The sequence below is a fragment of the Citrobacter sp. FP75 genome (assembly GCF_018342065.1).
Taxonomy (GTDB): Bacteria; Pseudomonadota; Gammaproteobacteria; order Enterobacterales; family Enterobacteriaceae; genus Citrobacter.
Genome location: NZ_JAFDOE010000001.1, coordinates 87,055 through 101,446, shown reverse-complemented (window position 1 = coordinate 101,446; position 14,392 = coordinate 87,055). Strand labels below are relative to the sequence as shown.

Here is a 14,392-nt window from a genome sequence, read left to right as displayed (position 1 = left end):
CCCGGTCCCGTGGAATTGAGGTCGTTAAATGAGACTCAGGAAATACAATAAAAGTTTGGGATGGTTGTCATTAATTGCAGGCACTGCGTTACTCAGTGGTTGTAATTCTGCGCTGCTTGACCCTAAAGGACAGATTGGACTGGAACAACGTTCATTGATACTGACGGCATTTGGCCTGATGTTGATTGTCGTTATTCCAGCCATCTTGATGGCTGTTGGTTTTGCCTGGAAGTACCGTGCAAGCAATAAAGATGCGAAGTACAGCCCGAACTGGTCACACTCCAATAAAGTGGAAGCTGTGGTCTGGACGGTGCCGATCTTAATCATCATTTTCCTTGCGGTACTGACCTGGAAAACCACTCACGCACTTGAGCCAAGCAAACCGCTGGCGCATGACGAGAAGCCCATTACCATCGAAGTGGTTTCCATGGACTGGAAATGGTTCTTCATCTATCCGGAACAGGGTATCGCTACCGTGAATGAAATCGCCTTCCCGGCGAACACTCCGGTTGAATTCAAAGTGACGTCCAACTCCGTGATGAACTCTTTCTTCATCCCGCGTCTGGGTAGCCAGATTTATGCCATGGCCGGTATGCAGACTCGACTGCATCTGATCGCCAACGAAGTCGGTACTTATGATGGTATCTCCGCAAGCTACAGCGGACCAGGCTTCTCCGGCATGAAGTTCAAGGCTATCGCAACAAAGGACCGCGCCGAATTCGACCAATGGGTTGCTAAAGCTAAACAGTCCACGAACACCATGAGCGACATGGCTGCGTTCGAAAAAGTGGCTGCGCCAAGTGAATACAACCAGGTGGAATACTTCTCCAACGTGAAACCAGATTTGTTTAAAGACGTTATTAACAAATTTATGGCTCACGGTAAGAGCATGGACATGACCCAACCAGAAGGTGAGCACAGCGCACACGAAGGAATGGAAGGCATGGACATGAGCCACGCGGAATCCGCTCACTAAGGGGCCGAGGAAGAATACGATGTTCGGAAAATTGACACTGGATGCAGTCCCGTTCCATGAACCAATCGTCATGGTTACGATCGCTGCCATTATCATCGGTGGAGCGGCCTTACTGGGCCTCATTACTTACTTCGGTAAGTGGACCTACCTGTGGAAAGAGTGGCTGACTTCGGTTGACCATAAACGCCTTGGCATCATGTATGTCATCGTCGCAATCGTCATGTTAATTCGTGGCTTTGCCGACGCCATCATGATGCGTAGTCAGCAAGCGCTGGCTTCCGCAGGGGAAGCGGGATTCCTGCCACCGCACCACTACGACCAGATCTTCACGGCTCACGGCGTGATTATGATCTTCTTCGTCGCAATGCCATTTGTTATCGGTCTGATGAACCTGGTGGTTCCGCTGCAGATCGGCGCGCGTGACGTTGCATTCCCATTCCTGAACAACCTGAGCTTCTGGTTCACTGTTGTCGGCGTTATCCTGGTTAACCTGTCTCTGGGCGTAGGTGAGTTCGCACAGACCGGCTGGCTGGCGTATCCGCCGCTCTCGGGAATAGAGTACAGTCCAAGCGTCGGGGTTGATTATTGGATATGGGCGGTGCAGTTGTCCGGTATTGGTACGACCTTAACCGGTATCAACTTCTTTGTGACCATCATTAAGATGCGTGCGCCAGGAATGACCATGTTCAAGATGCCGGTATTTACCTGGGCATCTCTGTGCGCCAACATCCTGATTATCGCTTCTTTCCCAATCCTGACGGTTACCGTCGCGTTGCTAACCCTGGATCGCTATCTGGGCACCCATTTCTTTACCAACGATATGGGCGGCAACATGATGATGTACATCAACCTGATTTGGGCCTGGGGCCATCCGGAAGTGTACATTCTGGTTCTGCCGGTCTTCGGGGTGTTCTCCGAAATCGCGGCGACCTTCTCGCGTAAACGCCTGTTTGGTTACACCTCGCTGGTGTGGGCAACCGTGTGTATCACCGTTCTGTCGTTCGTTGTTTGGCTGCACCACTTCTTCACCATGGGTGCAGGCGCTAACGTTAACGCCTTCTTCGGTATTACCACCATGATCATCGCCATCCCGACCGGGGTGAAGATCTTCAACTGGCTGTTCACCATGTACCAGGGTCGTATCGTATTCCACTCAGCGATGCTGTGGACGATTGGCTTTATCGTCACCTTCTCAGTCGGCGGTATGACCGGCGTACTGCTGGCGGTTCCGGGTGCGGACTTCGTGCTGCACAACAGCCTGTTCCTGATTGCGCACTTCCATAACGTTATCATCGGCGGCGTCGTATTTGGCTGCTTCGCCGGTATGACCTACTGGTGGCCAAAAGCGTTTGGCTTCACGCTGAACGAAACCTGGGGTAAACGCGCATTCTGGCTGTGGATCATCGGCTTCTTCGTGGCATTTATGCCGCTGTACGTGCTGGGCTTTATGGGTATGACCCGTCGCCTCAGCCAGCAGATTGACCCGCAGTTCCACCCGATGCTGGTTGTTGCCGCCTGTGGCGCCGCGCTGATTGCACTGGGTATCCTGTGCCAGCTGATTCAGATCTACGTCTCTATTCGCGACCGCGAGCAGAACCGTGACCTGACCGGTGACCCGTGGGGTGGCCGTACGCTGGAGTGGGCAACCTCTTCCCCGCCTCCGTTCTATAACTTTGCCGTTGTGCCACATGTTCACGAGCGTGATGCCTTCTGGGAAATGAAAGAAAAAGGTGAAGCGTACAAGCAGCCTGCGCACTATGAAGAGATTCATATGCCGAAGAACAGCGGCGCCGGTATCGTTATTACCGCCTTCGCGACACTGTTTGGTTTCGCCATGATCTGGCATATCTGGTGGCTGGCGATTGCAAGCTTCGCAGGCATGATTATCAGCTGGATTGTGAAAAGCTTTGATGAAGACGTGGATTACTACGTGCCGGTCCCGGAAGTCGAAAAACTGGAAAATCAGCATTTCGATGAGATTACTAAGGCAGGGCTGAAAAATGGCAACTGATACTTTAGCGCACGCGAATGCCCACGCGCACGAACACGGGCACCACGATGCAGGCCAGACCAAAATCTTCGGATTTTGGGTCTACCTGATGAGCGACTGCATTCTGTTCTCTATTCTGTTTGCAACCTATGCCGTTCTGGTGAACGGCACCGCGGGTGGCCCAACAGGTAAGGACATTTTTGAACTGCCGTTCGTACTGGTTGAAACTTTCCTGCTGTTATTCAGCTCCATAACTTACGGCATGGCGGCGATCGCCATGTACAAGGACAACAAGAGCCAGGTCATTTCCTGGCTGGCGTTGACCTTCTTGTTCGGTGCCGGATTCATCGGGATGGAAATCTATGAATTCCATCACCTGATCGTTAACGGTATGGGCCCGGATCGTAGTGGCTTCCTGTCGGCGTTCTTCGCGCTGGTCGGTACGCACGGTCTGCACGTCACTTCCGGCCTTATCTGGATGGCGGTGCTGATGGTGCAAGTTGCCCGTCGCGGCCTGACCAGCACTAACCGTACCCGCATCATGTGCCTGAGCCTGTTCTGGCACTTCCTGGATGTGGTGTGGATCTGTGTGTTCACTGTTGTTTATCTGATGGGGGCGATGTAATGAGTCATTCTAATGTCAGCGGCGGCGCATCCCATGGCAGCGTAAAAACCTACATGACAGGCTTTATCCTGTCGGTGATCCTGACGGTCATTCCGTTCTGGATGGTGATGACTGGTTCTGCCTCTCCTGCCGTCATTCTGGGGACTATCCTCGCAATGGCAGTAGTACAGATACTGGTTCACCTGGTGTGCTTCCTGCACATGAATAGCAAATCTGATGAAGGCTGGAACATGACGGCCTTTGTCTTTACTGTGCTAATCATCGCCATTCTGGTTGTGGGCTCCATCTGGATTATGTGGAACCTGAACTACAACATGATGATGCACTAAGAGCGGCGATTATGATGTTTAAGCAATACCTGCAAGTAACGAAACCAGGCATCATCTTTGGCAACCTGATCTCGGTGATTGGTGGATTCCTGCTGGCCTCGAAAGGCAGTATTGATTATCCCCTGTTTATCTACACGTTGGTCGGGGTGTCACTGGTTGTGGCGTCGGGTTGTGTATTTAACAACTACATCGACAGGGATATCGACAGGAAGATGGAGAGGACCAAAAACCGCGTGCTGGTTAAAGGTCTGATTTCCCCTGCGGTCTCGCTGGTATACGCCACCTTGCTGGGTATTGCTGGCTTTATGCTGCTGTGGTTTGGCGCGAATCCTCTGGCCTGCTGGCTGGGGGTAATGGGCTTCGTGGTCTATGTGGGCGTGTACAGCCTGTATATGAAACGTCACTCGGTCTACGGCACGTTGATTGGCTCACTCTCCGGCGCTGCGCCGCCGGTGATTGGTTACTGCGCCGTCACCGGAAGTTTCGACAGCGGTGCGCTGATTCTGCTGGCGATTTTCAGCCTGTGGCAGATGCCGCACTCTTACGCCATCGCGATTTTCCGCTTTAAGGATTATCAGGCTGCCAACATTCCGGTGCTGCCGGTGGTGAAAGGCATTTCGGTCGCGAAGAACCATATCACGCTGTACATCGTGGCGTTTGCTATCGCCACGCTGATGCTAACCCTGGGCGGTTATGCAGGTTATAAATACCTGATTGTTGCTGCGGCGGTGAGCGTCTGGTGGTTGGGCATGGCACTGCGCGGTTATAAAGTGGAAGATGACAGAGTCTGGGCGCGCAAGCTGTTCGGTTTCTCCATCATCGCCATCACAGCATTGAGCGTAATGATGTCCGTCGACTTTATGGTGCCAAACTCGCAGAACCTGCTGACTTACGTCTGGTAAGAATCTGCTGATACGAAAAGGGTGCTTCGGCACCCTTTTTTATTCTCATCATAAAACATGACAATGTCATATTTGTTAAATAACCACGTATTTACCCTGCCTGCTTACCGCTTTACACTAGGCGCGAAATTAAAACAGAGGTGGGAATGAACGATTATAAAATGACGCCCGGTGAGTTGCGCGCCACCTGGGGTTTAGGGACCGTATTCTCTTTGCGCATGCTTGGCATGTTTATGGTCCTGCCGGTTCTGACCACATACGGCATGGCGCTGCAGGGTGCCAGCGAAGCGCTGATAGGCCTCGCCATTGGCATTTATGGCCTGGCGCAGGCCGTCTTCCAGATCCCCTTTGGTCTGCTCTCTGACCGCATCGGTCGTAAACCGCTTATCGTCGGCGGGCTGGCGGTATTCGTTTTCGGCAGCGTGATTGCTGCGCTATCAGATTCTATTTGGGGAATTATTCTCGGTCGCGCGTTGCAAGGTTCCGGGGCAATTGCCGCCGCCGTGATGGCACTGCTTTCAGACTTAACCCGAGAGCAAAATCGTACCAAAGCGATGGCGTTTATCGGCGTTAGCTTTGGTATCACCTTCGCCATTGCTATGGTGCTCGGGCCGATCGTCACTCATGCGCTAGGGTTACATGCACTGTTCTGGATGATCGCCGCGCTTGCAACCACAGGTATCGTGCTGACCATCTGGGTCGTTCCCAATAGCACCAACCACGTTCTGAACCGCGAATCGGGCATGGTAAAGGGCAGCTTTAGCAAAGTGCTGGCTGAGCCTAAACTATTGAAGCTCAATTTCGGCATCATGTGCCTGCACATTTTATTAATGTCCACCTTCGTCGCACTGCCGGGCCAGCTCGCAAAAGCGGGTTTCCCCGCCGCCGAGCACTGGAAAATTTACCTGGTGACGATGCTGCTGTCCTTTGTTTCCGTAGTACCGTTCATCATTTATGCCGAAGTAAAACGCCGTATGAAACGCGTGTTCCTGTCGTGCGTGGTACTGATCCTTATCGCAGAGATCGTACTATGGAGCGCTGACGTGCGTTTCTGGGGGCTGATTGCGGGCGTTCAACTGTTCTTCCTCGCCTTTAACCTGATGGAAGCCCTCCTCCCCTCGCTTATCAGCAAAGAATCACCTGCGGGTTACAAAGGCACAGCGATGGGCGTTTACTCCACCAGCCAGTTTCTTGGCGTGGCAATTGGCGGTTCGCTGGGCGGTTGGGTGGTCGAAATGTTTGATGGTCAGGCAGTATTCCTGGCCGGTGCGCTGCTGGCAGCAGTCTGGTTACTGGTGGCAAGCACAATGAAAGAACCGCCGTATGTCAGCAGCCTGCGCGTAGAAATCCCATCTGGGATTGCCCCAGATGACACGTTAAAGCAGCGTCTGCTGGCGAAAGAAGGGATAAGCGAAGTGTTAATTGTAGCGAAGGAGCATTCGGCCTACGTGAAAATAGACAGCAAAGTGACCAATCGATTCGAAGTTGAGCAGGCAATAAGCCAGGCGTGATAATGAGATTGTCAGATGGCGACTCGCGCCATCTGACATAACAACTTAGTCGCGGAAGTTCTTAAACTGGAACGGCTGGCCGAGATCGCCACCACGAACCAACGCCATGACAGATTGCAGATCGTCACGCGCTTTGCCGGTAACACGAATTTCTTCGCCCTGAATCTGCGCCTGCACCTTCAGTTTGCTGTCTTTAATCAGCTTGACGATTTTTTTCTGTACCGCGCTTTCAATGCCCTGCTTGAGTTTCGCTTCCACAAACCAGGTTTTTCCGCTGTGGGTGAACGTTTCCGGAACGTCCAGCGACGTCCCTTCAATCCCGCGCTTCAGCAGCTTGGCACGCAAAATGTCCAACAGCTGATTGACCTGAAAATCAGACTCGCTCAGCACCTTAATGGTCTTATTTGCTTCGTTCAGCTCAAAAGTGGCTTCAACGCCCCGAAAATCGAAGCGTGACTCTACTTCACGGCTCGCATTATCGACCGCGTTACGCGCTTCCTGAAGATCAACTTCAGAGACAATATCGAAAGATGGCATCTTTTCCTCTCCCTTCGTTTTTGATGCGAAGCATAATACCTGCAAAGTTACTCAACAGACAGCGCTATACTAGGCTGTATCCCCTAATTGTACGTGGCAAAGGTAGCGGCGAACAATAATGGGATGCAGACGATATGGATTAGCACCTGGTGCTGTTGCAGGTGAGGAGGATGAATGAGAATTACCGTACTGGGATGCGGAGCCTTAGGGCAGCTTTGGCTGACAGCGCTGTGTAAACATGGACATGAAGTTCAAGGGTGGCTACGCGTGCCACAACCTTATTGCAGCGTTAATTTGATTGACACGGATGGGTCGGTTTTTAATGAATCCCTGACGGCAAACGATCCCGACTTTTTGGCAAAAAGCGATCTGTTGCTGGTAACGCTGAAAGCCTGGCAGGTTTCTGATGCGGTAAAAAGTCTGGCAACCATTCTGCCCAAAACTACCCCAATCCTGTTAATTCACAACGGAATGGGCACCATTGATGAGCTGCAAAGCATTGTACAACCGCTTTTGATGGGCACCACGACGCATGCTGCGCGCCGTGATGGCAACGTCATTATCCACGTGGCAAAAGGGACAACACGCATCGGACCAGCGCGTGAACAGGATGGCGATTTCAGCTATCTGGCAGAGACCCTGCAAGAGGTGCTACCGGACGTTGCCTGGCACGATAACATCCGCGCGGAACTGTGGCGCAAGCTGGCAGTCAATTGCGTCATTAACCCGCTTACCGCGCTGTGGAACTGCCAAAACGGCGAGCTACGCCAGCATCCTGAAAAAATAGCGCTAATCTGTCAGGAAGTTGCGGCGGTTATCGAACGCGAAGGCCATCATACATCCGTGGATGATTTACGCTATTATGTTGAGCAAGTGATTGACAGTACGGCGGAAAATGTCTCTTCAATGCTGCAGGACATCCGTGCTCTACGCCATACAGAGATTGACTACATTACCGGTTATTTGCTGAAACGCGCGCGTGCACACGGCATCGCCGTCCCGGAAAATGCCCACCTGTTTGAAATGGTTAAGCGAAAGGAGAGTGAGTATGAGCGCTCAGGCACTGGTTTGCCTCGCCCATGGTAGTGAAGAGACCGAAGCGGTCACCACTATCGATCTACTGGTTCGTGGCGGAATTAAGGTGACTACCGCCAGCGTAGCCAGCGATGGCAACCTGACCATTGTGTGCTCGCGCGGTGTAAAACTGCTGGCAGATGCGCCGCTGGTCGAAGTTGCCGACGGCGATTACGACATTATCGTACTGCCCGGCGGCATTAAAGGCGCAGAGTGTTTTCGCGACAGCCCGTTGCTGGTTGAAACCGTGAAACAGTTTCACCGCTCCGGACGCATTGTTGCAGCTATTTGTGCCGCAGCCGCCACCGTGCTTGTCCCGCATGACATTTTCCCCATAGGGAACATGACCGGCTTCCCGGCGCTGAAAGATAAGATTCCTGCTGAACAGTGGCAGGACAAACGCGTCGTGTGGGATCCGCGCGTCAACCTGTTAACCAGCCAGGGGCCGGGAACCTCCATCGATTTCGGTTTAAAAATCATCGATCTCCTGGTCAGTCGCGAAAAAGCCCACGAGGTGGCGTCACAGTTGGTGATGGCAGCGGGAATTTATAACTACTACGAGTAAATCTTCAGGCCACTCTCTTACAAGGAATAACGATGAAAGGATATCTGAACGGAGTGGCTTTATTGCTTCTTTCCGACTACGCGACAGCAGCTCAGCTTGCAATCAACAGCATTGAGTATCGCTACCCGGCAAGCACTGAAGTGCAGTATCGCCTGCCCTGGTTTTCCTCAGCGGATAACCCAAAGGTCGCAAAACGCATAAACGATTATATTTTCACAAACTTCATCAATCATCTACCGGGTAATAATCCGCAAACAACAGTGAATCAGTTTGCGAAATCAGAGATGAACCCCACCGCAAACCTTGACTACACGGTTGAGTCTCGCGACGCCAGAGTCCTGACCCTGAACATGTTTGTCGAAGGCTGCGGGGCGTATTGTGAGTCGTACAATGTGCCGATCAGCTTCGATTTAACCAACGGCGCGGCAATTACCCTCAACGACCTCTTTTCCCGCTCCACGATGGCCGAATTGAACACCCGCGTCAGAAAAGATATTCGCGGCCAAATCGACACCTTTGTTGATGCGCATAAATCGCAGACGCCGGAGCAAATAAAAGACGAGAAAGGTGAGGATTTTAACTACGTAGAATTCTACGCATCGTGCGCAACCTACACCGACGGTTTGTACTACATCGGCAAGTTCTCCCTGCAAAAAGACCATCTGGCCTTCCTGAACGGACGCTGTAGCAACCACGCCAGCCGTGCGCTCGACGAGCTGGGTGATTTCACAACAAAAATCCTAACCGTGGAACTGCACGATCGGCTCACGCCCTACGGTCAGTATCTGACTTCCGCTAAGAATACAAAACCGGTTTCGCCAGCACCCGGCATTGACGGCAAGGTGATGTACGGCACGCTGGGGAAAAGTATGCGCATCGTGTTGAAGGTGGACTGCAAATACGGTGATTTTTTTGAAGGGGCCTATTATTACCAAAAATTTGGTGCACCGATTGAATTAGCCGGCAAGTGCAACACAGCCAACAATCAACATTATGAACTGAAGACGTCTGCCGCTGAACAATCGCAAGAGAAGATAACGCTGGATTTAAAAGACGGGGTCTATCAGGGAGTATGGGAATCGAACGGGAAGACGCTCCCCGTCCGTTTTGAATAGTCATGTCTGCCCGGTAAGCAACGTGCCACCGGGCAACCATCGAACGACTACGGGCGATACACTTTCACGTTTTCAAAGCCCTGTTCGCGCAGATAAAGCGCCTGCAGGCGGCTCATCACTCCGCGTTCACACCACAGCAGCCAGGTTTTATTCTGGTCAAGATCGCCGAATTTGGTGCTCAGCTTGTAGAACGGCAGGGAAACCACGTCCACACCTTCCACTTTCAGCGGTTTGTCATCCTGCTCATCCACAGAGCGAATATCCAGAATCACATCGTTCGGGCCAAAACCGCTCACGGTTTCCACTTCCACCACGGTCTGCTGCGTCTGTTGGGCGATATCACGAATATCAATATTGTTCGCTTCTTCGACCACTTTATCGAGGATTGAGAAATCGAAGTTTTCTTCTTCGGCCTCAATCTTCGCTTTAATCGCTTTCACCGTCGGGCTTTTTGAAATCACGCCGCAGTACTCCGGCATGGTACGGGCAAAGTCTTCGGTACCAATTTCACGCGCCAGATCAATGATGTGTTCTTTGTCGTGCGAGATCAGCGGGCGCAGGATCAGGGTATCAGAAACGTTGTCGATCAGACGCAGGTTGGTCAGCGTCTGGCTGGAGACCTGGCCCAGCGCTTCACCGGTTACCAGCGCCTGTACACCGTAGCGTTCAGCGACTTTCGACGCCGCGCGAACCATCATACGCTTAAGAACCACGCCCATCTGGCCATCGTCAACTTTCTCGAGGATCTCGCCCACCACCGGCTCAAAGTTGATGGCGACAAAACGCACGCGATGCGAACTCCCAAAGCGGTTCCACAGGTAATGCGCCACCTGGCGAACGCCGATTTCATGCGCAGCACCACCGAGGTTAAAGAAGCAGTAATGTACACGGCAGCCGCGACGCATCAGCATATAGCTGGAAACACCGGAGTCAAAACCACCGGAAATCAATGACAACACGTCTTCCTGCGTGCCAATCGGGTAGCCGCCAATACCTTCGTAGCGGCCTTTCACCAGCAGCAGACGGTCGTTTTCGATTTCAAGATTAACGGTCACATCGGGCTTGGTCAGCTTCACGCGCGCGGATTCAATATGTTGATTCAGTCCACCACCAACATAACGTTCCACCTCAATGGAGCTAAACTCATGCTTACCGCGACGCTTAACGCGCACGCAGAAGGTTTTACCTTCCAGCTGATCGCGATACTGCACCAACGCTTTCTCGAAAATATCGTGCATATCGGTAAACGGCACGTCTTCTACTTCGAGAATATGGTGGATCCCCGGAATACGGGTCAGCGCATCACAAATATCCAGACGCTGGGTTTCATCTTTAGCGCGAACCTCAACGTGATCCCAGTGGCGGACAACGGCAAGGTCTTCATCATAGTGCTTTAAAACGTTACGGATGTTCCCTGTCAGAATTTTTATGAAGCGCAAACGCACAGATTGGCTTTTGATGGTGATTTCTGGGAACAATTTAATGATAAACTTCATGGCGGCAATGGTTCTTTGGCAAGTCTGAACGACTTGTAATGGAAAAAAATACAGCAGCCCATACCCGCGACTGCATCCAGGCGCGCAAGTATATCACCATCACACGGCTACTGTGCACATTGCGCGTTATTTGCTTATCAGTGCGAGTCCGTTACCATAGTCTTGTGCTGCCAATACAGAGAGTCAGACATTCATTATGCCGAAGAAAAATGAAGCGCCCGCCAGTTTTGAAACTGCGTTGAGCGAGCTGGAACAGATTGTTACCCGTCTGGAAAGCGGCGACCTGCCGCTGGAAGAAGCGTTAAACGAGTTCGAACGTGGCGTACAGTTAGCACGTCAGGGACAGGTCAAATTGCAGCAGGCTGAACAGCGCGTACAAATCCTGCTGTCAGATACTGAAGATGCCACCCTCACGCCTTTTACACCGGATAATGAGTAAATGGATTTTACGCAGCAGCTGCAGGCTTGCGTTGAGCAGGCCAACCAGGCACTGAGCCGTTTTATCACGCCATTGCCCTTTCAGAACACTCCCGTGGTCGAGACCATGCAGTATGGCGCATTATTAGGCGGTAAACGTCTGCGCCCGTTCCTGGTGTATGCGACCGGTCAGATGTTTGGCGTCAGCCTGAGTACGCTCGACGCTCCCGCCGCTGCGGTTGAGTGCATCCATGCCTATTCGCTGATGCACGATGATTTACCCGCGATGGACGATGATGACCTGCGACGCGGTCTGCCGACCTGCCATGTTAAATTCGGCGAGGCAAACGCGATCCTGGCCGGCGATGCGCTGCAAACACTGGCGTTTTCCATTATCAGCGACGCCCCGATGCCGGAAGTTTCTGACCGAGACCGCATCGCGATGATCTCTGAACTGGCCCAAGCCAGCGGTATCGCCGGTATGTGCGGCGGCCAGGCGCTGGATCTGGCAGCTGAAGGTCATCAGGTAGCGCTGGATGCGCTGGAGCGTATTCACCGCCATAAAACCGGGGCATTGATTCGCGCCGCCGTGCGTCTGGGTGCGTTAAGCGCTGGCGATAAAGGGCGAGACTGCCTGGCAATACTCGACAAATACGCAGAAAGCATCGGTCTGGCCTTCCAGGTTCAGGATGACATCCTGGATGTGGTAGGCGATACTGCAACATTGGGTAAACGTCAGGGTGCTGACCAGCAGCTTGGCAAAAGTACCTATCCTGCACTTCTGGGTCTTGAGCAAGCCCGGAATAAAGCCCGGGATTTAATCGAAGATGCCCGCCAGTCGCTAAGCCTGCTGGCCGCACAGTCACTCGATACCTCGGCACTGGAAGCGCTAGCGGACTATATAATCCAGCGTGATAAATAAACCAACATATCCCATGAGCTTGCGATGAGTTTTGATATAGCCAAATACCCGACCCTGGCGCTGGTCGACTCCACTCCGGAGTTACGCCTGCTGCCAAAAGAGAGCCTGCCAAAGCTTTGCGACGAGCTGCGCCGCTATTTGCTCGACAGCGTGAGCCGTTCCAGCGGGCACTTCGCCTCTGGTCTGGGCACGGTGGAACTCACCGTCGCGCTGCACTACGTCTACAATACCCCGTTTGACCAGTTAATCTGGGATGTGGGACATCAGGCTTATCCGCACAAAATCCTGACCGGCCGCCGCGATAAAATCGGCACGATTCGCCAGAAAGGCGGTCTGCATCCGTTCCCGTGGCGCGGAGAGAGTGAGTATGACGTACTGAGCGTTGGACACTCCTCGACCTCCATCAGCGCTGGCATCGGCATTGCGGTTGCTGCCGAGAAAGAAGGCAAAGAACGTCGTACCGTCTGCGTGATTGGCGACGGTGCCATCACCGCCGGCATGGCGTTTGAAGCCATGAACCACGCAGGTGATATTAAGCCCGACATGCTGGTGATTCTGAACGACAACGAAATGTCGATTTCAGAGAACGTCGGCGCACTGAACAACCACCTGGCGCAGTTGCTCTCCGGCAAACTTTACTCCTCGCTGCGCGAAGGCGGGAAGAAAGTGTTCTCCGGCGTACCGCCGATTAAAGAGCTGCTCAAACGTACCGAAGAACACATCAAAGGCATGGTTGTTCCGGGTACGCTGTTTGAAGAGCTGGGCTTTAACTACATCGGCCCGGTAGACGGTCACGACGTGCTGGGGCTTATCACGACGCTTAAGAACATGCGCGATCTGAAAGGCCCGCAGTTCCTGCACATCATGACCAAAAAAGGTCGTGGCTACGAGCCGGCGGAAAAAGACCCGATCACCTTCCACGCGGTGCCCAAATTCGATCCGTCCAGCGGATGCCTACCGAAAAGCAGCGGCGGCCTGCCGAGCTATTCAAAAATCTTCGGTGACTGGCTGTGCGAGACCGCGGCGAAAGACAACAAGCTGATGGCGATCACTCCGGCGATGCGCGAAGGCTCCGGTATGGTGGAGTTCTCACGTAAGTTCCCGGACCGCTACTTCGACGTGGCAATTGCCGAACAGCACGCGGTGACCTTTGCTGCGGGTCTGGCGATTGGCGGCTATAAGCCGGTCGTTGCCATTTATTCTACCTTCCTGCAACGCGCCTACGATCAGGTGCTGCATGATGTCGCCATCCAGAAACTGCCGGTCCTGTTCGCCGTTGACCGGGCAGGTATTGTTGGCGCAGATGGACAAACCCATCAGGGCGCGTTCGATCTCTCCTTTCTGCGCTGCATCCCGGAAATGGTCATTATGACCCCGAGCGATGAAAACGAATGCCGCCAGATGCTGTTCACCGGCTATCACTACAGCAATGGTCCAACGGTTGTGCGCTATCCGCGCGGTAACGCAGTGGGCGTCGAGTTGACGCCGCTGGAACAGCTGCCAATTGGTAAAGGTATCGTGAAGCGTCGCGGGGAAAAAGTGGCAATTCTCAACTTCGGTACCCTGATGCCGGAAGCCGCTCAGGTCGCAGAATCGCTGAACGCCACGCTGGTCGATATGCGCTTTGTGAAGCCGCTGGATGAAACGTTAATCCTGGAAATGGCCGCCCAACACGAGGTGCTGGTCACCATCGAAGAGAACGCCATTATGGGTGGTGCTGGCAGTGGCGTAAACGAAGTGCTGATGGCCCATCGCAAGCCCGTTCCGGTGCTGAACATTGGACTGCCTGACTTCTTCATCCCGCAGGGAACTCAGGACGAGGCTCGCACCGATCTGGGTCTTGATGCCGCCGGCATTGAGGCCAAAATCAAGGCCTGGCTGGCATAATCCCCTCCCCGCTCCTGCTATGCTTAATTCATCACGAGCTAAGCAG

The 14,392-nt window shown here is 53.1% G+C and carries 14 protein-coding genes; 12 read left to right on the top strand and 2 right to left on the bottom strand.

The features are described 5' to 3' along the window. The first annotated feature begins 28 nt into the window (after positions 1-28). The 6 genes from cyoA (at position 29) to JQ822_RS00450 (ending at position 6,333) form a co-directional block, all read left to right on the top strand. Complete coding sequence (gene cyoA, locus JQ822_RS00475; RefSeq protein ID WP_032942534.1) at positions 29-976, top strand: cytochrome o ubiquinol oxidase subunit II; 948 nt, start codon at positions 29-31, stop codon at positions 974-976. 19 nt (positions 977-995) lie between these two features. After that, positions 996-2,987, top strand: a complete 1,992-nt coding sequence (gene cyoB, locus JQ822_RS00470) for a cytochrome o ubiquinol oxidase subunit I (protein ID WP_135322860.1) — start codon at positions 996-998, stop codon at positions 2,985-2,987. Continuing rightward, positions 2,977-3,591 (top strand): cytochrome o ubiquinol oxidase subunit III, encoded by a 615-nt coding sequence (locus tag JQ822_RS00465; protein ID WP_135322861.1) that lies wholly within the window; start codon positions 2,977-2,979, stop codon positions 3,589-3,591. The genes cyoB and JQ822_RS00465 overlap by 11 nt, the downstream gene beginning before the upstream one ends. Next, a complete protein-coding gene (locus tag JQ822_RS00460; protein ID WP_213131821.1) occupies positions 3,591-3,920 on the top strand; it encodes a cytochrome o ubiquinol oxidase subunit IV in 330 nt (109 codons plus the stop codon). Before JQ822_RS00465 ends, JQ822_RS00460 begins: the two co-directional genes overlap by 1 nt. A gap of 11 nt (positions 3,921-3,931) precedes the next feature. Continuing rightward, the gene (cyoE, locus tag JQ822_RS00455) at positions 3,932-4,822 is read left to right on the top strand and encodes a heme o synthase (protein WP_181688417.1); all 891 of its coding nucleotides are present in this window, start codon (positions 3,932-3,934) and stop codon (positions 4,820-4,822) included. A 146-nt stretch (positions 4,823-4,968) separates the two neighbouring features. Continuing rightward, the gene (locus JQ822_RS00450) at positions 4,969-6,333 is read left to right on the top strand and encodes an MFS transporter (RefSeq protein WP_213131820.1); all 1,365 of its coding nucleotides are present in this window, start codon (positions 4,969-4,971) and stop codon (positions 6,331-6,333) included. A gap of 45 nt (positions 6,334-6,378) precedes the next feature. On the opposite strand, the gene JQ822_RS00445 is transcribed toward JQ822_RS00450, so the two are convergent. Beyond that, positions 6,379-6,870, bottom strand: a complete 492-nt coding sequence (locus JQ822_RS00445) for a YajQ family cyclic di-GMP-binding protein (RefSeq protein WP_096758076.1) — start codon at positions 6,868-6,870, stop codon at positions 6,379-6,381. A 174-nt stretch (positions 6,871-7,044) separates the two neighbouring features. Between JQ822_RS00445 and panE the strand changes: the two genes are divergently transcribed. The 3 genes from panE to JQ822_RS00430 are packed head-to-tail and all read left to right on the top strand — an operon-like array spanning position 7,045 to position 9,624. Continuing rightward, positions 7,045-7,956: a 2-dehydropantoate 2-reductase gene (gene panE / locus JQ822_RS00440; RefSeq protein ID WP_213131819.1), complete on the top strand. Its 912-nt coding sequence runs from the start codon at positions 7,045-7,047 to the stop codon at positions 7,954-7,956. Then, entirely contained in the window at positions 7,919-8,509 is a 591-nt protein-coding gene (yajL, locus tag JQ822_RS00435; protein ID WP_213131818.1) for a protein deglycase YajL, read from the top strand. Before panE ends, yajL begins: the two co-directional genes overlap by 38 nt. Positions 8,510-8,541: 32 nt before the next feature. Further along, the gene (locus tag JQ822_RS00430; protein ID WP_213131817.1) at positions 8,542-9,624 is read left to right on the top strand and encodes a hypothetical protein; all 1,083 of its coding nucleotides are present in this window, start codon (positions 8,542-8,544) and stop codon (positions 9,622-9,624) included. Positions 9,625-9,671: 47 nt separating this feature from the next. On the opposite strand, the gene thiI is transcribed toward JQ822_RS00430, so the two are convergent. Continuing rightward, entirely contained in the window at positions 9,672-11,120 is a 1,449-nt protein-coding gene (thiI, locus tag JQ822_RS00425) for a tRNA uracil 4-sulfurtransferase ThiI (protein WP_213131816.1), read from the bottom strand. A 196-nt stretch (positions 11,121-11,316) separates the two neighbouring features. Between thiI and xseB the strand changes: the two genes are divergently transcribed. The 3 genes from xseB to dxs are packed head-to-tail and all read left to right on the top strand — an operon-like array spanning position 11,317 to position 14,346. Continuing rightward, positions 11,317-11,559: an exodeoxyribonuclease VII small subunit gene (xseB, locus tag JQ822_RS00420; RefSeq protein ID WP_135322868.1), complete on the top strand. Its 243-nt coding sequence runs from the start codon at positions 11,317-11,319 to the stop codon at positions 11,557-11,559. Then, a complete protein-coding gene (gene ispA / locus JQ822_RS00415; protein WP_213131815.1) occupies positions 11,560-12,459 on the top strand; it encodes a (2E,6E)-farnesyl diphosphate synthase in 900 nt (299 codons plus the stop codon). Positions 12,460-12,483: 24 nt separating this feature from the next. Then, complete coding sequence (gene dxs, locus JQ822_RS00410) at positions 12,484-14,346, top strand: 1-deoxy-D-xylulose-5-phosphate synthase (RefSeq protein ID WP_213131814.1); 1,863 nt, start codon at positions 12,484-12,486, stop codon at positions 14,344-14,346. Positions 14,347-14,392 lie beyond the last annotated feature (46 nt).